This is a genomic window from Sphingobacterium pedocola (assembly GCF_015209965.1).
Lineage (GTDB): Bacteria > Bacteroidota > Bacteroidia > Sphingobacteriales > Sphingobacteriaceae > Sphingobacterium > Sphingobacterium pedocola.
This window is the reverse complement of the sequence record NZ_MU158692.1, coordinates 126217-148299: the sequence shown is the minus strand read 5'-3', so window position 1 is coordinate 148299 and position 22083 is coordinate 126217. Positions and strand designations below refer to the sequence as shown.

The window sequence follows — 22083 nt, the reverse complement described above, 5'->3', positions numbered from 1 at the left end:
CTTTGCAAACCCGGAAAAGTTACGCTATTTTTTAGATAGCCGCTTTATGGTTTGCCAATTGAAAAGTATGATGGCAAGGACGATAATGGCGTATGCAATATATTTATGCGGGTCGACGGTTTCTTTAAAGTAAAAAACGGCTAACGTAAATGCAATCAGCGGATTAATATAGAGGAGAACGCCCGTGGTAGTCGAAGAGATCTTTGTCAACGCATACATGCTCAGGTAAAGTGGAATGATCGTAAATAGTACGGCGATGATCAGGATTGTTATCCAAAAAGTAGGCGAATCTGGTATGCTGTTGTGATTGAAGATCAATTTTGGAATAACGAATAAAGCGCAAATAAATAGCTGAACGGCGAGTACATTGAGTTTATCAAACCCTTGTGCTACGCGCTGAATGATCAAATAAAGGGCATACAGCAAGCCTATTGAAATCGACCATATTACTTCGAGTATTGAGCCCGAGGCGAGCATTCCCACACTGATCATAGCAAATAATAAGGCTACTTTTTTAATGGTTGACAATTGCTCTTTTAGAATAATATAAGCTGAAATGGCTGTTAGTAACGGACATATCAAATAGGCAAATGCCGCAGATTGTATACTGATGTGATTAACGGCATAGATATATGTAAACCAGTTTCCGAGTATTAGGACAGAGGCGAGCAGGGTCAGCCATATAACTTTTCTCTTTTCCGTAGGCTGTAACGATTGATAGTGTAATATGTCCGTTTGTAATACAGACCTACGGAAAATTAAGATAAAGCTCCATAAGATAATTAACGCCGTGAGAATCCGATAATAAAGTATGTCTTCTGCAGGATAATCTCTTACCCACCGAATGGCAATAGACATAAAGCCCCAAATTAGGGGTGCTAAAAAAGCCGCTAAGAAGTACTTTCCGCGGCTTTCCGATTGTTGTATTTCTTTTTTCACTACGCTTTCCAAGCAATGACCGATATTTCTACGTTTACGTTTTTGGGAAGTGTTTTCACCGCTACACATTCACGTGCCGGCTGCGCAGCGTTAAAGTACTGGGCATACACCTCGTTTACCGTTGTGAAATCGCCCATGTCGCTCAAAAAGATCGTCGCTTTCACAACATCTTCAAATCCATATCCTGCATTTTTCAGGATGGCTTCTACATTCTTCAATACCTGATGTGTTTCGTTTGCTACGCCAGATGTTACCAATTCCATAGTTTCCGGAATCAACGGAATCTGACCGGATACATATAATGTTTTATCGGCTTTGATTGCCTGATTGTAAGGGCCGATAGCAGCGGGGGCTTTTTCGGTATTTAAAATCTCTTTTTGTGACATGATCTATTTATTTTGAAAGGAATATTTTATAAACAATAGCCAAGATGAATACCGAAATGGCGATAATATTTATTATTCGCATAGTACGAATGTTAAATTTCGACGATTTTGATACTTCTGTCTTTTGATCTTGGTTCATAGAGCTAAGTTACGACGGTAGCGTGTAAAGCCCAAATAATTACTGCACATTTTATTATATTGCAGGATGAATTGTAGAATAGCTTTGATTAACGGGATCATTTATAATCAGTACGACATTATTAAACAGAAGAGCTTATTATTAGATGGCGAACATATAGCTGGTATTGTTCCTATAGACCAGATTCCTGAAGATTACGAACATTTCGATGTTGCCGGAGCATATATTTGTCCCGGACTAATCGATTTGCAGATTTATGGAACTGGAGACCAACTGTTTTCTGCAGAATTGACTCAGGAATCATTGTATGCTATTGAGAATCAGCTTTTATTGCAGGGATGTACCTCTTTTTATTTGACATTGGCGACCAATACGTTGGATGTATTTAAGAAAGCTATAGCTGTTTTTAAACAGTCAGATCCTAAGGTTGCCTTAGGTTTACATTTGGAGGGACCCTTTTTGAATCCATCAAAGCGGGGAGCTCACCCCGAAGATCTAGTTATCCCCGCTTCTCCAACGCTGATAAACGACTTGTTTTTAGATGCGTGTGATGTCGTCAAGATGATCACTATAGCTCCAGAGCTGATCGATGATGTGTGTTTGAATTTATTAAAACAGTATAAGGTGCTGATGAGTGCGGGGCATAGCGCGGCGAACTTTGAAGAAGCGTCTGCTTCTTTTGATAATGGGATAGACGCGGTTACCCATCTTTGGAATGCGATGTCGGTCTTACATCATCGCAACACGGGACTTCCTGGAGCCGCCTTCAATCACCACAGGGTGAGCGCTTCAATTATCGTAGATGGCATTCATGTTGATTATGAAGCGGTCAAATTAAGCAAAAAGCTTTTGGGAGATCGTCTCTTTCTCATTACGGATGCGGTAGCTTCCTGTCGTAAAGGGATTTATCAGCATATGCTGGAAAAAGACCATTATGTACTGCCCGATGGAACACTTTCCGGCTCTGCTTTGACGTTATTAAAAGCCGTCGAAAACTGCGTGAATCATGCCGGTATTTCGTTGGATGAAGCGTTGAGGATGGCAACGCTATACCCCTCGCGCTTGATCAAAAATCCATTAATAGGCAATCTGAATAGCGGATCTCTAGCTAATTTATTGGTATTTAATACGGATTTTGAAATAAAACATGTCTTTTTGAAAGGCAAAGCGATAAATGGGATCTCCGAGTGATAGGAGCGAATATTGAAAATTAGCGGATTAAATAGTGTAAAAAAATCATGGTAATAACATTATTTTAATTATGAAGCAAATCTTATTGTGTTTTTAACGTAGCTTTGCAGACTATGAAGATTCAAATTGTCAAGTTTTTGACCCTATTGGGGATCGTTGCATGTTTATTTTATTCATGCTCATCTAAGCGTAATAAGATTTCGACAAGTAATCCTGTCGAAAGTACGACCACATCTGTAAAGCTCGATACGGTAAAGAAAGAGCAAGCTCCTCGGAAAATCAAAGATACGCTACGAGCGCCAAGTTACACGCCGGCGACGACTCTTAAAGAGGAAGATATTTCTATCAAAGTAACGTTGCCTCGAGTTCAACGCGAATTTCGCGCGGCTTGGGTAGCTACGGTTGCAAATATCAATTGGCCGTCTAAGAATAACCTCTCTACAGATCAACAGAAAGCCGAAGCAGTCCATCTGTTAGATTTGTTAAAAGACAATAACTTCAACGCTGTTATTTTTCAAGTGAGACCATCTGCTGATGCATTGTATCAAAGTCAATATGAGCCTTGGTCATATTTTTTAACGGGTGAGACCGGTAAAAAACCTTTTCCCTTTTATGATCCGTTAGAATTTTGGGTGGAAGAGGCACATAAAAGAGGTTTAGAGTTACATGTTTGGCTTAATCCCTATCGTGCTCACCATACCAATGGCGGATCCGTAACCGGGCAATCCATGGTCAACCGTGCATCCGACCATGTCGTAAGGTTAAAAAATGGAATGTATTGGTTTGATCCTGCCGATCAGCGTACGCAAGATCATGCGGCTGCGGTTGTAAAGGACATTGTAAAACGCTATGATATTGATGGCGTCCATTTCGATGACTATTTCTACCCTTACGCTTCTTACAATGGAGGAGCAGACTTTCCAGATAACAAGACCTGGAATGCGTATCGCAGTGCCGGTGGGAACTTGTCACGCGCAGATTGGCGTAGATACAATGTAAATAAATTTATTGAACGTGTATATACAGATATTAAGGCCGAAAAGAATTATGTCAAATTTGGGCTAAGTCCTTTCGGGATCTGGAAACCCGGTTATCCTGCTGGAGTTACCGGCTCTTCGCAATACGATGAATTGTATGCAGATGCCAAGTTGTGGTTGAATAAAGGTTGGATTGATTATTTTACGCCGCAGTTATACTGGCCAATCAATCCGTCGAAACAAAGTTTTACCGCGCTTTTGAAATGGTGGCAATCTGAAAATACGCATAATCGGCATTTATGGCCTGGGCTGAATACAGTAGGTGTGAGTGTGTCTGACAAGCCTACAGAAATTGTAAACCAAATCGAGGCTACACGAGAAATCATACCCAATAGCGTAGGCGCGGTCCATTGGAGTATCGCGGGGCTTACAAAAAGTCCTACAATGTTAAATAAGATTAGTAGCGGGCCATATAAGCAAAAATCGCTTGTCCCTAAAAGTCCTTGGTTAGCTGCTAATCCTCTTTTACAGCCTACTTTATTGTTGACGACGGAAAAAGGAAGTGTTTTTGCGAAATGGTTACATAAGCAGCCGGATCAAGTTTTTCATTGGGTACTTTATAGTCGCTACGGTGATACATGGGAGACCGCGATCTTAGACGCGAATATCACAACGATGGAATTGGGAAAGTCTAAAAATGGCCAGAATTTGAATAGTGTTGCCATTCAAGCAATAGATCGATTAGGTAACGAGAGCGAATATATAGCGAAAAGTGTTAAATAAACATGCAACATACCTGATATTGATCTGTGTTTTTGGTTTTTTTATTCCGAATGCACAGGAAAAGCCCCTTATTTATAAACGTCCTATTACCTGGAATTCGGAGAGAGAACGTCTCTCTTTGGAATATCTACTGAAACGTCACGGTGTGCATTCTGACACAGCATTGATCGTCCCGCGGATGGTCGTAGTACATTGGACGGGAAATATGAGTGTAAACGCGACGGTTAAAACGTTTAATCCGGTGCATCTTCCTGGACGGAAAGACTTGCAGAAGGCAAGTACACTCAATGTTTCTACTCAATTTGTAATTGGACGAAACGGGACTATATATCAACTTTTACCGGAGAATTTCTTTGCACGGCATACTATTGGCTTAAATTATTGTGCTATTGGTATTGAAAATATAGGGTCTGCACAATATCCGCTTACTGAGGCGCAGTTAAATTCCAATACGAAATTAATAAAATATTTGCGTTCTAAGTATTCCATTGATTATGTGATAGGTCACCACGAGTACCAAGCATTTAGTGGTACGATATGGTGGAAAGAAATGAACCCAACTTACATTACCGCTAAAACGGATCCTGGAGATAAATTTATGCATTCCCTTCGTGCGCGATTAGGTTTAGACAAGCAATTGAAGGTGCCGCATTTGTTATAGATCACCGGGATCATCTTGCTTGTGAATGCAAAGCATTTTATCTAAGTTTATTGGAGAATTTTAGACGAACATGTTAAAAAAGTATCTGCCGAAAATAACAACCAATCAAAAAAAATGGATTGGGATAAGTGTAGTTGCCCTACTGGTGGTGGTAGGTGTGGTGGTAGCGATAGGTCTGTCCAAAAGAGACGTTTATCTCCGGGAAGCAGTTAGTAAAGTACAATATAAGCTTAAGAACGTGTATAAAGTGGACCTTCAAATCCAGAAATATCAGTTTGACGGACTTAATACTGTAGTACTGGAAAATGTTGTTGTCGTTCCCGAAGATCGGGATACCTTGTCGACAATCCAAAAATTAAGTGTTTCTATCCGACTTTTTCCGTTACTGTTTAGTAATGTTAAAATAGGAGATTTCCATTTGTACGATGGAAAGGTTGCCTTTGTGAAGAAAGATTCGGTGAGCAACTATGATTTTCTGTTCCGAAAAAAAGAAAGGGATACGACTGTGATTGAAGAACCGACGGAACGTAATTTTGCAGAATTTGTCGAAAAAATCGCGAAGCAAGTATTTTCGAAAGTACCAAATGATATGCAAATAGTGAATTTTGAGGTTTCCTATCAGGACGAGAACACATTGCAAAAGATTCGGATTCCAGAAGCGGCAATTGATGGCGGTGATTTTGAGACTAGTATGTTCTTAAACGAACATGATGCCGAATGGATCCTGAAAGGACATGTGGATGGTGATGCACAGCAACTTAAAGTGGCGATTTCTGCAAAAGACAAAAACACCGAAGTTCCTTTTTTGAAGAGTAAATATGGATTAAAAGTCAGTTTCGATAAACTGGTTTTCGATCTTAATCGAATTAAGAAAGAAAGTAAAAATCTGTTGCTTATTGAAGGCGGATGGGAGTACGAAAATCTTGTGGTCAATCATCATCGACTTTCCGATCAAGACATTGTTCTTCCTCACGGTATAGCCGAAGGGGGGATTCAGGTTGCAAATGATTATATCGCCTTGAGTGAGCATACGCATTTGACCGTGGAGAATTTTACCGCAAGTCCGGTACTGAAATATACATTAAAGCCTAAGCGGAAACTCGAGTTGGCGATACATACAGACCGGTTCAAAGTCCAGAATTTTTTTGACGCCCTTCCACAAGGGTTATTTGAAAGCCTGGAAGGGATAGAAATAGAGGGCAATGTGAAGTATGATTTGGATTTTTCTGTCTTATTAGATGATCCAGAAAATCTAATATTTAAGTCGAGTATTGATGATAAGGATTTAAAAGTTTTGAAATGGGGGAAGGCCGATGTCAATAGCTTGAATTCCAGCTTTGTCTACGAGGCATACGACGACACCACAATGTTGCGAACCTTTGTTGTCGGCGCAGAAAATCCTAAATTCGTTTCTTTAAATAACATATCCAATATCCTGAAAACGACGGTCAGGAATACAGAAGATCCATTCTTTTATAAGCACAATGGATTTGAAGAAGAGGCGTTTAAACTATCCATAGCGACAAATATTAAAGAGAAGAAATTTAAAAGGGGGGCTAGTACGATCTCTATGCAACTGGTAAAGAATGTATTTCTGAACAGGAAGAAAACGATGAACAGGAAACTGGAAGAAATCCTGTTAGTTTGGCTAATGGAGTCCTCCGGGCAGGTGAGCAAAGATCGGTTATTTGAGGTTTATTTGAATGTCATCGAATGGGGAAAGAATGTATATGGGATATCAGAAGCTGCTAATTATTATTTTTTAAAGCAGCCTTCCGATTTGAATATCGGCGAAAGTCTCTTTCTGTCCAGTATCATTCCGCGTCCAAAAACGGGGTTGAACTCATTCGATTATACCGGTCATCTCAAGCCGTGGGTACAACGACACTTTAATACCTATGGTTATATCATGAATAAAATGGGTGAATTGAAGAATATTTCGGTTCCCGATAATTATGGGTTCTATGATGTGGTTTTACAGCCCCAATTAAGACGGGCGGCACCTGCGATAAGGGATACGGCGACTTTTGATTTTGATGTAATCGACGAACATGAACAAATCATGCGTGACATGGAGATGGAAGAAAAAGCGAAAAAATCTATTTTGGATAAACTATTTCCGCTATAAATAGATGCAACACATTTTATCTAAGTTTGATAAAGAAAGGAATTAAGCATGAAGTCTATAGAAATCGATGATCTTTACTTTGAGCCGTTTATAGAATACGATCAGATCAAGAAACGTATCCGTTTAATAGGTATTGATCTTAACGTAAAATATGAAGGGAAACATCCTGTATTTGTAGGAGTGCTTAACGGTTGTTTTATGTTTATGGCCGACTTAATGAAACAGGTACACGTGCCCTGTGAGATGTCCTTTGTTAAACTTGCTTCCTACAATGGAACTGATCAAGGCGGGATAAGCGAGTTGATTGGAGTAGGTATGGATTTACGCGGAAGAGATGTAATTATAGTTGAGGATATCGTGGATACGGGAAACTCACTCAAACATACGATGGAAGCCCTGGAAGCCATGGGCGTTAATAGTATATCAGTTTGTACATTGTTATTAAAGCCGACTTGTCTAAACCATCAATTTGATAATATCATGTATGTTGGCTTCGAGATTGAGAAAGAATTTGTCGTTGGTTATGGTCTCGATTACAATGGGCAATGCCGAAATCTTCCCGATATTTATCGCCAGGTAATTAAATAGTACAGGTGATAAGAATGAAAAAAAATAGATGTTCGAGTGGGCTCTACCGGTATTCTTTATATGATTATTATGCCTTTCTTTAATATGATTATTCATTTGAGGCCGCTTTATTACGGTATTTACGAAAATGCTGCGCTAAGTTCGTGAGATCGCTATGCTAAGTTTGTAAATGCAAAGCATTTTTTCTAAGTTTGAGTGCAATGAATAGGCTTGAAAAGAAAAGGCAACATATAAAAAAATGGCACTATCTGTTGACTGTATTTTTAGGGCTTATCGGTTCATCCTTTGGTTATTCTCAATATCAAGATACCCTGTTCCAAGGTAGCAGTCCAGTTGTTAGCTTGGATAATGGATTCAATAAGAGGCTAGATTCCTCATATTTAGCCCTGCTTTTTGTCAACCCAGATAGATCACATTACTTCTTGGAGAAACACCGAGATGATCTCATTGTGAAAGGGAATGATTTTATGAAATGGATTGCTTTTTCGAACCAATTGATCAAGGAAAGGCAGATTGATATTGTCCCTTCATTCCACAAAACCCAACGACCCGATTGGATAATCGGCGTGTTGATATTGTTGTTTCTTAGTATTGGCTTGATTCGGTTTTTCTTCCCTGTAGATTTTCAGCGTATTATTGAGTCTTACTACAACGAACGGGAGCTTCAACAGATTAGTAAAGAAGATAATATGATGACCTCTTGGCCGTATATTTTTTTGTATCTGATTTTTAGCTTGTCTTTGGGATTGTTTTTGTCGATTTATCAATCACGATTTGACGACATAAATGCCCTTAATCCAATAAATTTTCTTAAAATTTCGGGAATAGTTGCCTTACTTTTTGGACTTAAAATATTAATCATTCGTATCATTGCTTTCATCTTTGAAATTGAACGAATGGTGCGTGAATACATAACAATACTTTATCTGGTGTATTTTAATAGCATGCTTTTTCTGATGCCGGTGCTGCTGTTTGTTACGTTTTTACCTAAGACCTACTTTAATTTTTTGTTAATTTTGTTTTCGATAATTGTATCTATTCTGTTTCTATATAGGTTTTTACGAACAGCTTGGGGATTATTAGGTCATCATAAGTTTTCAATCTTTTATTTAATTCTTTATCTTTGCAGTCTCGAAATCACGCCGATTTTAATATTAGTGAAAGCACTAAGTAATTAAAGAAAAGAATTTTATGCAGATTGATGTAGCAAGAGCCAAAAAAGTAAAGAGCATTTTAGTGACTTTGCCCAAACCTGAAAATGACAAGTCTCCATACTTTATTTTAGCAGAAAAGTATAATTTGAAATTAGATTTCCGTGGATTTATACATGTTGAAGGTGTGCCTGCAAAGGATGTCCGAAAAGATCGGATCAACTTTGCAGACTATACTGCTGTAATATTTACGAGTAAAAATGCAGTTGATCATTTCTTTCGGGTATGTGAAGAGATGCGTTTTGAAGTTTCCGCGGAAATGAAATATTTTTGTATATCCGAAGCTATCGCGCTATACTTGCAAAAGTATATCCAATACAGGAAACGTAAGATCTTTTTTGGCAAGCAGACAGCGCAGGATTTAGAAGAAGTATTAAAGAAACATAGCAAAGAAAAGTTTTTATTCCCGTGTTCCGACGTTGCGAATGAGGAGACACAGAAATGGCTACAAGAAAATGGGTACGATTTTACGCCAGCAGTATTATTCCGCACTGTGATAACGGATATTACAGATCTTAAAGATGTTTTTTATGATGTAATCGTGTTTTTTAGTCCCTCAAGTGTACAGTCTTTGTATGAGAACTTTCCGGAGTTTGTTCAGAATTCTACACGCATAGCTGCTTTTGGAGCGAGTACGCAACAGGCTCTTTTGGATCATAGTTTGATCCTTGATATCCCGGCGCCAACTCCGACTGCACCGAGTATGACCATGGCAGTTGAACAATATATCAAGCAGGTAAATAAATAAGCCCTTCATGACTAACGGCGGTAACAACATCGAAGAAGAGGGGTGTGCAACGGTTCTTAATGAGCCGTAAAATAGATACTTTCAGAAAAAAAGTAGTGAAGTCACTACTTTTTTTTATATTCAAAAGTTTTTACGTTAAAAGATGTTAAATGTAGTGTTATAATCCCATTTTTTTGTTTTTTTTTGTGAATGCTTTGTTGTAAACAATTAACCTGTAGTTTTACATGCTTTTTGAGAACGAATTACAGTACATTAAGCTTAGAATTGAATTTTTATGAATTACAAACAGTATAAAATTGTATTTGGTCTTTTAATCGTATTTGCCTCGGTGGTAAATACCAGCTGTAAAGGACCGAGTAATTCTGGCGAATTGGTAGGTGTTAAACTTGAAAAGTTAAAGGCTAATAAGAACCCGTATGGGATGGTATTAGTGCCAGGGGGTACATTTATCATGGGGCAATCTGATGAAGATATCACATTCTCCCAAACGGCTCAAAATCGTCAAGTTACGATTGCACCGTTTTATATGGACGATACAGAAATTTCCAATAGCGAGTACCGTCAGTTTGTGTATTGGGTTCGCGATTCGATTCTTATTCACAATTTTTTGGGAGATGATACGTATTTTATACAGGGTACCAATGGCGAACGGTATATTGATTGGGATAATGTGTATAAAAAATCACCTTGGAGAACAGATGATCAAAATCAGAAGGAAAGATTGTCGAGTATGTATTACCAAGGAGAAGACCGCATATTTGGTAAGAATGAATTGGATGTACGCCTATTAAAATATCATTATGAATGGTATGATTTACGTGCCGCGGTAGACGGTAAAAGGGATCCGAATAAAACGCGGTCAGATTTTATCATGCGCGATACCATGTTAGTCTATCCGGATACTACTGTTTGGCTGGCGGATTTTAGTTACGCGGCTAACGAGCCGATGGTAAATGGTTATTTTTCCCATCCTTCGTTTGACGACTATCCGGTTGTAGGTGTCACTTGGAGGCAGGCACAAGCCTTTAATTCATGGAGAACCCAGCTGTTTAATAATGCAGCATCAAGAAATAAGGAAAATCCGAGGTTTGATTACCAGCTTCCATCGGAGGCTGAATGGGAATATGCAGCTAGAGGTGGCAAGATTGGGATGCAATATCCTTGGGGCGGACCCTCAGCGCGGAATGCAAGAGGCTGTTTGATGGCCAATTTCAAACCCGGAAGGGGGAATTATATTGATGACGGAGTGGCTTATACAGCTCCAGTTTATGCCTATTTTCCAAATGATTTTGGATTATATAATATGGCTGGTAATGTTGCCGAATGGACACAGTCAAGTTATAACGAGTCGGCATACTCGTTTGTGCACGATATGAACCCAACCTACACCTATCACGCGAAACCGACAGATCATGAGACAATGAAGCGTAAAGTAGTACGGGGAGGATCTTGGAAAGATGTGGGGTACTTTTTACAAAATTCTGCGAGACAATACGAGTATCAAGATACAGCAAAGTCATACATTGGTTTTAGATCTGTGACGAAATATGCAGGAGTAGCTTACTAACTATTGGAAATATAAATTTTATAAACGGAAACATGGCAACGAAAAAGAAATACGGTTTTAGTATTAATACATTGATCAATTGGGGAGCAACAGTAGTAATTATCGGTTTAATGTTTAAAATATTAAATTTTAAAGGCGGTGAATGGATGATTGGTGTTGGTCTGGCGGTAGAAGCGTTGTTATTCTTTATCATGGGTTTTATGTCTGCCGAAAAAGATGTAGATTGGACGCGCGTCTATCCAGAACTGGACGAGGACTTCAGAGGTGAACTACCGACTAGAAGTACGTCTATACCTTCAAATATAGCGCAACCTATTGTCGGGAATACTGCTGCATTGGATAGGTTATTACAGGATGCGAAGATCGACGAAAATCTGATCGGTAATCTGGGTGACGGCTTACGTACATTTGGAGATAAAGTAGCTTCCATTTCCAAAGTAGCTGATACAGCTTTGGCGACGAATCAATTTGCTGATAAATTAAATTCGGCTTCCATAGGAGCTTCACAATTGAGTCACGCTTTTGAGCGTGCTGCGGCAGATTTGCAGACCTTTAATGAATCTTCTGCTGACATGTTACAGTTCAAAGAACAAGTAAATACTTTTAATAAAAATTTAGCCTCATTGAATGCCATATATGGTAATATGTTGTCTGCGATGAACGCTAACCGTTCATAAATAGTAGTTGATCTAAAAGGCGAATAAGGGAAATTACAATTATGGCAGGACAAAAAGAGACACCAAGACAGCGGATGATCAGTATCCTATATTTAGTGTTGCTAGGCTTAGTAGCATTAAATGTAAGCGATTCGATATTGGACGCATTTAAGAACCTTGGTAACAGCTTAAACACCTCTACTCAAAATACACAATCAGGTATTGATAATATGTTTCTCGCTTTTCGGGAAACCAAAATGAAAGAGAATCCTGAACGGGCACAACCGCTTTTGACGAAAGCTGAACAAGCACGGGTTTTGGTTGGTAAGTTGACTACCAAACTTAAGGAGTATAATCAACTATTGACCGCGGAAGGGGGAGATATAAATGAGGAAACAGGCGATGTGAAATTCAGAAGTAGTACATCTATTTCTGCAAGATTGATGATTAATCAGGGACGAGGTAAAGAGCTTCGAGACATTATTAATGCTACTTCTGCAGAATTAAAAAAACTGACTAATGATGAGGTTAGCTTTGCCTTATCGGCAGAAGATCCCGGACCCCGTGGCGGTGTTAAAAAATCTTGGGAACAAGTTAATTTTGGAGATGGTATTCCATTGACAGCAGCTATCACGGCCTTGGAAAAAATAAATGCGGACGCAAAGAATGCGGAATCCGCTGTGGTAAAGCATATATTTGGTAAGATGGATCAGGCAGTCGTGAATTTGGATAAATTTGCCGCAGTTGCTGTGGCGCCTACCTCATATTTGATACAAGGTCAACCTTATACTGCAAAAGTCTTTTTGACAGCTTACGACTCTAAGTCCTCCCCTCAGATTTCTGTGGGAGGGAGTACGTTGCCCGTTACAGAAGGACAGGGGACATATAGCGTAAATACTTCTAGTGAAGGGGTGTTTAATTGGACGGGTACTATTCGTGTTCAACAAACAGATGGGACAGTAAAAACGTACGAAACAGAACCGATGACTTATCAGGTCGCCCGTCCGTCTGCGGTAGTTTCTCCTGATGCGATGAACGTATTGTATATTGGTGTAAATAATCCAATTTCGGTGTCGGCGCCAGGTATTCCAAAGGAAAATTTGCTCGTTTCAGGTTCTAACGTTTCTATTTCTGGATCCGGCGGTAAGTATACGGCACGTGTATCTTCTACGGGCGATGCTTCTATTAATGTTTCTGCTAAAATAGGGGATAAGACGCAACAGTTGGGTAGTACAAAGTTTCGTGTGAAACGTATTCCCAAGCCTACTGCCCGTATAGCTGGGAAAACAGGTGGGCGTATATCCGCGGCGCAATTGAGGGGACAAAATGTTGTTTCTGCTTCGTTAGATAATTTTGAATTTGACGCTAAATTTAGTATCACGAAGTTTAATATGTATATTGCTAAACCTCGGGTCGATCCTATAGGGCCTTATCAGTCCTCTGGAGCCTCGTTTTCCGGAGCAATGAAAACTGCGTTAGGTGGGGTTACATCCGGTTCTGTCGTCATGATCTACGATATTGTAGGAGTTGGACCAGATGGGGTAGCACAAAACTTGGATGCTATAACATTTCAGGTAACGAATTAACACGAACAAAATAGCTATTATGAAGAAGATATTATTATCAGTAGCTGTCTTAGGATTTTCGTTGAGTACATATGCTCAACAGGAAAACTTGTCGAATAGCACGAAGCCGGTTCAAGTATCAGATGATCCGCCTGTGGATGGATACGTCGCGAAAACCGATATCGAAAATCGCAAGGTTGTTCCGTATGCTACAGTCAGACAGACGGATGTAGCGTTTAGTAAGCGGGTGTGGAGAGAAATCGACCTTAGAGAGAAATTGAATCAGGCTTTCGCTTCTCCCAAATCTAGACTTATGGATGTAATAGTGAAGGCTATACAAGCTGGCGAGTTAACGGCCTATGATCCGACTCCTACGGAGAATGATCCAAATGGAGATAGTTTTAAGAACGTTTTGCCACCAGATCAAGTGATGGCAAGGCTAGGAGGAGATAGTGTACTGGTTGAAGAGTATAATGAAAATAATGAGGTGATCAATTCACATTATGAAAGCAGGGCTTTTAGTGGCGAGAATGTTGTGAAGTTTCGTATTAAAGAGGATTGGATTTTTGACAAACAACGATCTGTTTTTGAACCTAGGATTGTTGGTATTGCTCCTTTGATCACACCGAATATCCCGGGTATGGACTCGAATTTAGGTTTGCCTGTAAATAGTGACGGAGGAGGAGAGGGAGCCATTGGGACCGACCCGTTCGATCCATTTGCCGTTCCTGCACAAAACGAAAATGTCGAGACACAAGATACACCTAGCGATATTCCATTGCCGGTAGATGACGGTGCGCTAACCATCGCCGTTGATCCAACACCTGCATTTTGGATCTATTTTCCAGAAGCACGGCATGTATTCGTGAATAAGGAAGTGATGAACAGGCATAATGATGCAACGGGATTAAGCTACGATGACGTGTTTATTAAAAGATTATTTTCTAGTTATATCGTGAAGCAATCGAATACAGATGACCTGCGTATCAAAGATTATATTCGCGATGATCTTGATAGATTATTTGAATCAGAGCGTATTAAAAAGACGCTGATGGACTACGAACAGGATTTATGGTCTTATTAACTTAACGTTTTAAAATATTTCTACCTGTTGTCTGCCGATAGTGATGCGGTGAATCTTGAAGAGAATTCTTTAAAGACAATAGAATGCAGAGATATTTTTTTATGTTTGTATAAGTATAAAAGGGAATATTTTGAAATTAAAACCAGTTAATAGTATCTCAGGAGTGACTTCAAAGGACTTTGTGAGGGATTATCTTAATAAAGGCCAACCGGTTGTCATCAAGGATTTCATAAGCAAAGATAGTCCTTGTTGGACGAAGTGGAGTTACAGCTATTTCAAGGAAATAGCGGGTAATGAAAAAATTGATATCTACGGAAGAGAGGAAGAGTCTCAGAATCATGCTGCAAGTCCGCCAATAGGCCAAATGAGTTTAGGAGAGTATCTAGATACGATAAGTAGAGAACCCACGGAATTACGTCTTTTTCTGTTCAATCTATTGAAGATTAGACCTGAACTAAAAAAAGATATCATATATAATGATGTAACGGGTGGTAAAGTGATCCAATGGCTTCCCTATATGTTTTTTGGAGGAGAAGGTTCTGCGACGCGTAACCATTTTGATATTGATATGTCGCACGTATTTATTTCTCAATTTCAGGGCGCAAAGCGGATCTGGTTATTTCCAAACGACCAATCAGATCTGATGTATAAATTGCCATACAATTTCCATAGCATTGCTAACCCAAAGAAGAGCAGTGAGCAGGATTATCCAGGACTGCAGTATTTGGACGGCTACGAAGCTGTCATTTATCCAGGAGATACACTGTATATGCCAGCTGGGTGGTGGCATTATATTCAGTACGAAACGGAGGGTTATTCTATCTCTGTTAGGGCATTGGCAAATTCTGTCAGCGAAAAATTGAAAGGTGCCCGTAACTTGTTTATCACACGCCATTTTGATGATACTATGCGTAAAATATTTAAAAATAAATGGCTTGATTATAAAATTGAGATGGCAAAAAAGAGAGCCAGTCGTGCTATTTCTAAGCGCATAAAAGGATAATAGGGTAAACCTATTTAAATTGAGGGAAGAAAAGGGTAGCGGCAGCTACCCTTTTTCATTATCTTCTGTTTGCTCTGTAGCAGCATTACGGTAAAATAGCGTATAAGGATCGCTGTCGTAAATGTGTGCATGGGGATTATGCCGAAAAGGAACTTCGGTATTAAAGATCTCTTCTAGGGTTGCTTTTAGAAAATCCACAAAGTTTCTCTTTTGTTCTATTAAATACTCACCTTCCATTACTCCGAATTTCCCACTAAATAGTGTTCCTTCTTCTCGCATTCTCCGCGCAACGTACAGATGTGGCTCTAAATTCTTTCGGCCGGTTACTTGTTCGAATACATAGGAATAAAACAGCGTCTGTACGAGGGCCTTATTTTCAGTATTAGCGGCGAATACACGGTCTATTTCTTTGAAAATGATACTATCTCCCCCCGTTTTATAGTCAACAATTCGGGTTTTAATTTGATTGTCGAGTGTTATTACCTCATCCACACGGTCGATAATACCATAAAGATTTATCATTTCAGTTTGTCCGTTTATGTTTATCGAGAAATCTATCGTATAATCTTCGTCATTTTCTAATTCTATAATTCTAAAAGCTTTATAATTTTCAATATCATATTGCAGGTACATTTTAATATATTCGCTCGCTATTTTGTGCATAATCCGTTGCAAGCTATTCAAATCATCCAAATTTTTAAATTCAGACAAATATTGATTTCCTATTTCGCGTATGATCAGAACGTCTACATCTGCGAGATTTTCTTTCAATGTCTGGGTAGGGGTAAACTCGCTTATGCCTTTAAAGGGTAAGAGTATCTTTTCCATTACCTCGTGAATAACTGTTCCAAGTTTATTCATTTCAAATTCTTGGGTAATGGAGGGAGGTTCTTTAATTTCGGCGACATGCTTTAAGAAAAACTGTAGCGGAGACTGCAGATACGTTGTCAATGCTGTTGCGGATATTCTCCGACCTCTTTGAACGAAAGTATCATACATTTTAGCCCATACCTTCCCCGTTTTTTTTATTATTACCTCTGTCGAAGGCGGTGGAAAGAAGATAGATTGCTGTTGCGTTTTCTTGATAAAATTAAATTTACTTTCAAACTCCAATTGTTTAATAAACCGGCTTTCTTCTCCTGTACTGTTCTCGTCAACTATACTATTATAAAAGACATGTATGTTATCACTATACTGAAAATGGCGGTAAAACAAGTAGGCTGATAACGCATCCTGGTTTTCTAAAATAGGCAAACTATAAGCTCTTCTTAAAGCATTGGGAAGAAAAGTAGGCGAATTAGAAGTTTTGGGTAATATTCCTTCATTTGCTCCAAGAATATAAACATTGTCAAAATTCAAACAGCGGCTTTCCAATAACCCCATAATCTGTAATCCTTGAAGCGGATTTCCCTCTATTGCCGAGTTGACCGGAGCTATTGCTTTCTTAATTAATCCAATTTGGAAGGAAATGCTGAGTGGTTCAATTTTATCAAATCCCAATTTGAGTTGATATAAGGTTTTTTTAGTCTCCACCAAAAGGTTGCTTTCAATTTGACGGATGCGATCCTGCTCTGCGATCGAGCTAAGCAGACGGTCTACCAAATCGATTAAGGTGGGTATTACCTCATCATTTTTTGAAATCGGCCTAAAGAAATTTGGAAGTACGGATGACTTGATGATTAAATCATCTATAGCAACCTCATAAAGTTGTCTATCAGCAATGTACTGCTGCAATTGTAGTTTTTCGTTTTTGGATACTTTGGTAAGCGGATGATTGATAAATGTTTCGACTGCCTGAAAGGAAATTTTGTCCTTTTTGAGGTACGAAATGTCTTTGTGGACATTCATCCAAAGATCCAATATACCAAATAGGGGAGATTGGATTAATGGGTAACCCGTTGTTATATTGGGTGTTGCATCAGGTAAGCTCTGCAATAGCGGAACCAGTAGACTTTCGTCGGCCAGTAATATAGCCGAGGTTTTATCGGCACTTTCCGTGCGCTCCAAGATCTCATGTAAGAGTTTGGTTTGGCTTATTTTTCCTGTGGAAGCATATAAATGTACGTCTGCAGTTCTATTGCCAAGAATATTAAGATTCTCCCCCAATGCGTTAATCAGACCCGTTTGATAGATATTTCTGCGGATGAATAGTCCCGCTTCCTGCTGTTTGTCTTCCAGATAATAAGCATCTGCGTCGAAGTAAAATAAAGCTTTGCCAACTTCCTGCCACTGCTTGAACAAAAGGGCTTCCGCATTATTTAACGCATTGAATCCCACAAATAAAACTTGTTTAAAACCTTGGATAAAGTGTGCATTTTCCGCTCTTCCCTCTGCGAGGTCACGGTATATTGTCGGGTAGTTGGATTGCCCCTCTTGTCGTAGTTTTTCTTTGAATGCTTTATACAGAACCGGCAACCTTTTCCATAATTTTAGAAAGCGTTGTTGAATGCCCGTGTGTCCGGCAATGGAAAACGACTGCCAAAATTGGCGGATAAAATGCTGTTGTTCGACCGTGAAATGCTGGAACTCAAGATCGATTTTAGTCGTGTCATAGAGCTCCATATAAATATGATCTATATTAACCAAATCATAATCCAGTTGATTGAAATCACTGAGAATAATTTCTGCGACGGGGTAAAATTCTTCGAGTGTTTCCAATTCATGTCCCTCATTCTGTAGAAGTGCGTTGTGCAGTTGGTACAGATGAAAAAACTGACTCAGGGGAGATGCTTCAATTGCCGAAGTCGAAAGCTTGAAAAATTCTTGTATGGTAAAGAATTGTGGAGACCAGATGGCTCGCCCATATACATCTGCAAGATGTTTTTTGAGATACGTGATCGGTCTTTTGTTATTGAATACGATGGCAATTTCTGGCAGATCATTTTCAAAACGATTCTTGATATCTTCGGCTACTAGTCGTAAAAATGGTTTGTTCATGATTAGATTACTTCAACTAATTGATTGGACTTGGCATAATACAAATATCCTTTTACATTTTTATAACCGAGGTCATGTAATGTCTTGGTGTATTTGTCGACTTGGGATTTATGTCCGATATAATCGCCCTGTGTAAATTTAAAGTCGAGTACAATCGTTTCTTCGATACTCGTAAATACCTTGTCTGGACGTATTGTCTCTCCATCCGCCGTGATGATGCTTGCTTCATTCCATATTTTATAATTGCCCGCCAACCACCTGTTGATTTCAGGGTGATGCCATATCTGTTGTACCTCTTTCAAAATAAACGGACGCTCTTCTCTGGATAAGACTCCTTCTTCAATGTATTTATCGACCAGTGCGTCTACGTCATTTTCGGTCCTCACTTCGGACATGATCTCGTGCGCCAAGATACCGTATTGAGACGCTTTTTCCAGCATTAGGATATTGTTGATCGTGCGTTTCGACGATTTTTCCAAGGCTTTTTCCAGTTCCTTTGAAACAGGATATCGATCTAAGGCAACGAAATCAGAAAAAATAGTTTCCTCCCCCTCCTGTAGGATAGTGTGCTGTATGTGAAATTCTCCGTTTTCCAATCGGAAGGGGGCTTCAACATGATCTAATACTTGGTATACTAAGTCACTGATGTACTCATTTTTGATTTCTGACCCCATAATTTCTCCTGTTTTCTTGTCTACCGTCTCTTTGAATAAAGGGGCGGAGATATAGAGGTGCTCGACAGCCCGCGTAGTTGCCACATATAACGTGTTTAACGCGTCCATATAGTTGAAGAGCATTTCTTCAAAGTACTGTTTGTAAAAGATGGAATCGCCTACTTGTCCATTGTATTTAATGGGGATCTTCCCTAATTGCGCAAAAGGCGTGTCGTGAGTCTGTATCCAGAAATCACCATTCGTCATTCCGTCAAGATCCCATGAGCAAAAAGGGAGCATGACGACATCGTAAGCTAGTCCTTTAGATTTGTGTATTGTAGTGACCTCGATCGCATTTACTTTTCCATTGGAAGGGAGAACGGCACGGTTACCATCTTCTTCCCAAAAGTCCAAAAATTGTATAATACCACGTTCACCATTGGTGGAAAACGAGGTGACTATGTCTTTAAATGCTAAGATATAGGGTAGGTGAATGTTTCCGCGGCCTGTTAAATGGTAGATTTCAATGAGTTTTTCGACTAGGTGAACCAGGGGTAGCTTTTGCCAGTTTTCCCAATTGTTAATCAGTTCATCGGGTAAAACCGTATTCAGACCTCTGATGTCATTGGATTTAAAATCTAGCCAGATAGCATTGTCGAAACTCACGTTGTGCTGCATGACATGATACAAGTAGGCTATTTTTGCTCGATGTATAATATGCTTGTCCGAGTTATATACCAAGGCTTTGAGCGTTTCAATCAACAATAATATGGAGTCATTGGAGATCAGTGCAAGTGCATCTCCAGAGATGACTTCAAAGTCTATCGCATATGCGTTTTTGAAATCCATCAAATGCTGAATCACTACCCTAGCCTGTGCGTTACTACGTACCAATACACCGATTTGATTGGCTTTATATCGCTTACTTCCAATCCATTCACCAATTTGCTTACACAATGTTTCAATGGACGTCTCTTCCACTTGGTTTCTTCTCCAAGCACCAGAAGTGACTGGAAAATAAAGAATGTCTATCGATCCCAGCTTGGAGGTGTCGGTTAGTTTACGTTCAGGAATGAGCTGTTGACTGTTTTCGTAGGCATTGATAAGCATATTATCATTGCCTGACTCCCGCCACCATTCTTTGCCTTCTGCAGTAAGATTATCGAGTACCTTTTCGTTCAGTATAGCCTGTAGTTTATGCGGAATCGTTTTGAAAAGGTAGTTATTTAGCCTAATGATATTGGGCAGACTTCTAAAATTCGTTTCTAACGCTCCATTTTCAATAAAGCTGCTTCGATTATCGGGCGCGAGGTGAAATGTATCCGCTACCTGTTGTTCGGCCTGATGGAGTAGGATCCGCCAATCGCCATTTCTCCATCGGTAAATGCTTTGTTTCACATCGCCTACAATGAGGTGTTCGCTTAGTTCCCCGGTTGCATTTCCGAGTGCATTGATCAGGAGTGGACTATAGTTTTTCCATTGAATACGTGAAGTATCCTGAAATTCGTCAAAAAGGAAATAATTGTATCGATTTCCTATTTTTTCCCAGATGAAAGTCGGATCGTTATGCTCATCCAGTCCCAGCTTGCTTAATAATATTTGTGAGTCTGAAATTAATTGCGCACCGTTTTCCTTTCTCCATTGTCCCAGTAGGTCACTCATTTCTTTGAGCAGTCTCAAATAGTACAGATTATTCTTTACGGCTTGATAAGCAAGGTAATTTGGGAAATAGCGATACAGATCTGCGATACTGTTTAATACAGGCGTAAGCTGTTGGATGATATCATACCTCACATCCTTGTTTTGGTCGGTGAAGGCATCTTCATTATCTATCAGTCCCAAGAATTTATTAAATATTTTTTGCAGGTCTGTAGGTGATAATTTCGAGATGTTGGGATTCGTTTTGCTTGCGGAAAAGAGCTTATTTCGGGATTTTCCTTTCAGTTCATCCGCTCCGATACCGAAATTTCTAAATACCGTATTAAAAGTTGTTATTGCTTGGCCGAATGCTTCAAGGAAGGTCTTCGTTGTTGCATCTACTTCTTTGTCGAGCAAATTAAAAACTTCTTTGGCGTCAGCAATATTCAGATAACCATCGAACTCCTGAAAATTCTCCGAAAAAATTAAACCGGCAAGTTTCATGAGTTGTTGACGGTAATTCCAATTCTCATTATTAGCGATTTTCTTTTCGGCATAGGCGATAATCCAGTCCAACAAGTCTGGTCGCTCATCCAATAATTGATTGAGCATAACGGTCAGGTCTTGTTTTACCTTGTTTGTATTCATTTCGATTTTGTAACCCGCATCTAGATTGAGTTCATAGGTGAAACTGCGGATTACTTTTTGGGAGAAGCCATCAATGGTGCTAATGGTGAAATGACTGTAGTCGTGTAATATCTTTCTATAGACTTGATTTGCTTTTCCCTGTAAAGTTTCGTAATCCCATGTCGGAAATTGCGTTAGCAATAGTTGGCGGTAATCGTCGATTTTTTTGCTGTCCTCTCCGACAGCCAACGCCTGAAGCACACCCAAGATGCGCTCTTTCATTTCAGCGGTAGCCTTATTGGTAAAGGTGACAGCTAATATTTCACGATAGCTGTTTTCTTTGGAGAGTAACAAGGTCAGGTAATGTACAGTAAGACTGAAGGTTTTACCCGAGCCTGCAGAAGCTTTTAATATTTTTAGAGGAGCTATTTTAGCCATTAGAAACTGTCAATTTGGAATGTTGAAGTTACAGAATATTTGGTTCTTTTGAGTTACCGAAGTCGATTATCTTTATACCTAGTTATCAATCTAAAAAATAATTACTATCTTTGCGTCCCCTCTTACATGCTGTACGGGGGATATGTTGAATACATAACTAAAAT

16 protein-coding genes are annotated in these 22083 nt (G+C 39.4%); 12 read left to right on the top strand and 4 right to left on the bottom strand.

Annotated elements, in window-relative coordinates; translation table 11 throughout:
• Window positions 1-24: 24 nt before the first annotated feature.
• Together C4F40_RS18800 and C4F40_RS18795 are read right to left on the bottom strand one after the other, a co-directional pair.
• Window positions 25-939 carry an EamA family transporter gene (locus C4F40_RS18800; RefSeq protein ID WP_196940964.1) on the bottom strand — a complete coding sequence of 305 codons (915 nt, stop codon included), beginning with the start codon at window positions 937-939 and terminating at the stop codon, window positions 25-27.
• On the bottom strand, window positions 939-1325 hold the full coding sequence (locus C4F40_RS18795) for a RidA family protein (protein WP_196940963.1): 387 nt from the start codon (window positions 1323-1325) through the stop codon (window positions 939-941). The genes C4F40_RS18800 and C4F40_RS18795 overlap by 1 nt, the downstream gene beginning before the upstream one ends.
• Window positions 1326-1530: 205 nt before the next feature.
• Between C4F40_RS18795 and nagA the strand changes: the two genes are divergently transcribed.
• From nagA to C4F40_RS18735, 12 genes are all read left to right on the top strand, one after another.
• Window positions 1531-2655 carry an N-acetylglucosamine-6-phosphate deacetylase gene (gene nagA, locus C4F40_RS18790; protein WP_196940962.1) on the top strand — a complete coding sequence of 375 codons (1125 nt, stop codon included), beginning with the start codon at window positions 1531-1533 and terminating at the stop codon, window positions 2653-2655.
• A gap of 113 nt (window positions 2656-2768) precedes the next feature.
• Complete coding sequence (locus tag C4F40_RS18785) at window positions 2769-4415, top strand: glycoside hydrolase family 10-like protein (RefSeq protein WP_196940961.1); 1647 nt, start codon at window positions 2769-2771, stop codon at window positions 4413-4415.
• Window positions 4405-5076: an N-acetylmuramoyl-L-alanine amidase gene (locus C4F40_RS18780; protein ID WP_231390137.1), complete on the top strand. Its 672-nt coding sequence runs from the start codon at window positions 4405-4407 to the stop codon at window positions 5074-5076. Before C4F40_RS18785 ends, C4F40_RS18780 begins: the two co-directional genes overlap by 11 nt.
• A gap of 70 nt (window positions 5077-5146) precedes the next feature.
• On the top strand, window positions 5147-7204 hold the full coding sequence (locus C4F40_RS18775; protein ID WP_196940960.1) for a transglycosylase domain-containing protein: 2058 nt from the start codon (window positions 5147-5149) through the stop codon (window positions 7202-7204).
• Window positions 7205-7252: 48 nt separating this feature from the next.
• Window positions 7253-7792, top strand: a complete 540-nt coding sequence (hpt, locus tag C4F40_RS18770) for a hypoxanthine phosphoribosyltransferase (protein WP_196940959.1) — start codon at window positions 7253-7255, stop codon at window positions 7790-7792.
• A gap of 200 nt (window positions 7793-7992) precedes the next feature.
• Window positions 7993-8970: a DUF4271 domain-containing protein gene (locus C4F40_RS18765; RefSeq protein ID WP_196940958.1), complete on the top strand. Its 978-nt coding sequence runs from the start codon at window positions 7993-7995 to the stop codon at window positions 8968-8970.
• Window positions 8971-8983: 13 nt separating this feature from the next.
• A complete protein-coding gene (locus tag C4F40_RS18760) occupies window positions 8984-9751 on the top strand; it encodes a uroporphyrinogen-III synthase (RefSeq protein ID WP_196940957.1) in 768 nt (255 codons plus the stop codon).
• Window positions 9752-10025: 274 nt separating this feature from the next.
• The gene (porK, locus tag C4F40_RS18755; protein ID WP_196940956.1) at window positions 10026-11318 is read left to right on the top strand and encodes a T9SS ring complex lipoprotein PorK/GldK; all 1293 of its coding nucleotides are present in this window, start codon (window positions 10026-10028) and stop codon (window positions 11316-11318) included.
• 32 nt (window positions 11319-11350) lie between these two features.
• Window positions 11351-11995 carry a type IX secretion system motor protein PorL/GldL gene (gene porL / locus C4F40_RS18750; protein ID WP_196940955.1) on the top strand — a complete coding sequence of 215 codons (645 nt, stop codon included), beginning with the start codon at window positions 11351-11353 and terminating at the stop codon, window positions 11993-11995.
• Window positions 11996-12036: 41 nt separating this feature from the next.
• A complete protein-coding gene (porM, locus tag C4F40_RS18745) occupies window positions 12037-13560 on the top strand; it encodes a type IX secretion system motor protein PorM/GldM (protein WP_196940954.1) in 1524 nt (507 codons plus the stop codon).
• A 19-nt stretch (window positions 13561-13579) separates the two neighbouring features.
• The gene (gene porN, locus C4F40_RS18740) at window positions 13580-14623 is read left to right on the top strand and encodes a type IX secretion system ring subunit PorN/GldN (RefSeq protein ID WP_196940953.1); all 1044 of its coding nucleotides are present in this window, start codon (window positions 13580-13582) and stop codon (window positions 14621-14623) included.
• 130 nt (window positions 14624-14753) lie between these two features.
• Window positions 14754-15626, top strand: a complete 873-nt coding sequence (locus C4F40_RS18735; RefSeq protein ID WP_196940952.1) for a cupin-like domain-containing protein — start codon at window positions 14754-14756, stop codon at window positions 15624-15626.
• 45 nt (window positions 15627-15671) lie between these two features.
• Here C4F40_RS18735 and C4F40_RS18730 read toward each other — a convergent pair whose 3' ends face one another.
• On the bottom strand, window positions 15672-18563 hold the full coding sequence (locus tag C4F40_RS18730; RefSeq protein ID WP_196940951.1) for a PD-(D/E)XK nuclease family protein: 2892 nt from the start codon (window positions 18561-18563) through the stop codon (window positions 15672-15674).
• 2 nt (window positions 18564-18565) lie between these two features.
• Window positions 18566-21919, bottom strand: a complete 3354-nt coding sequence (locus tag C4F40_RS18725; RefSeq protein ID WP_196940950.1) for a UvrD-helicase domain-containing protein — start codon at window positions 21917-21919, stop codon at window positions 18566-18568.
• Window positions 21920-22083 lie beyond the last annotated feature (164 nt).

Excerpts from the sequence above, each read along its gene's own strand:
- C4F40_RS18795 (WP_196940963.1), bottom strand. The coding sequence starts at position 1,325 with ATGTCACAAAAAGAGATTTTAAATACCGAAAAAGCCCCCGCTGCTATC.
- nagA (WP_196940962.1), top strand. The coding sequence starts at position 1,531 with ATGAATTGTAGAATAGCTTTGATTAACGGGATCATTTATAATCAGTAC.
- C4F40_RS18785 (WP_196940961.1), top strand. The coding sequence starts at position 2,769 with ATGAAGATTCAAATTGTCAAGTTTTTGACCCTATTGGGGATCGTTGCA.
- C4F40_RS18775 (WP_196940960.1), top strand. The coding sequence starts at position 5,147 with ATGTTAAAAAAGTATCTGCCGAAAATAACAACCAATCAAAAAAAATGG.
- hpt (WP_196940959.1), top strand. The coding sequence starts at position 7,253 with ATGAAGTCTATAGAAATCGATGATCTTTACTTTGAGCCGTTTATAGAA.
- C4F40_RS18765 (WP_196940958.1), top strand. The coding sequence starts at position 7,993 with ATGAATAGGCTTGAAAAGAAAAGGCAACATATAAAAAAATGGCACTAT.
- C4F40_RS18760 (WP_196940957.1), top strand. The coding sequence starts at position 8,984 with ATGCAGATTGATGTAGCAAGAGCCAAAAAAGTAAAGAGCATTTTAGTG.
- porK (WP_196940956.1), top strand. The coding sequence starts at position 10,026 with ATGAATTACAAACAGTATAAAATTGTATTTGGTCTTTTAATCGTATTT.
- porL (WP_196940955.1), top strand. The coding sequence starts at position 11,351 with ATGGCAACGAAAAAGAAATACGGTTTTAGTATTAATACATTGATCAAT.
- porM (WP_196940954.1), top strand. The coding sequence starts at position 12,037 with ATGGCAGGACAAAAAGAGACACCAAGACAGCGGATGATCAGTATCCTA.
- porN (WP_196940953.1), top strand. The coding sequence starts at position 13,580 with ATGAAGAAGATATTATTATCAGTAGCTGTCTTAGGATTTTCGTTGAGT.
- C4F40_RS18730 (WP_196940951.1), bottom strand. The coding sequence starts at position 18,563 with ATGAACAAACCATTTTTACGACTAGTAGCCGAAGATATCAAGAATCGT.
- C4F40_RS18725 (WP_196940950.1), bottom strand. The coding sequence starts at position 21,919 with ATGGCTAAAATAGCTCCTCTAAAAATATTAAAAGCTTCTGCAGGCTCG.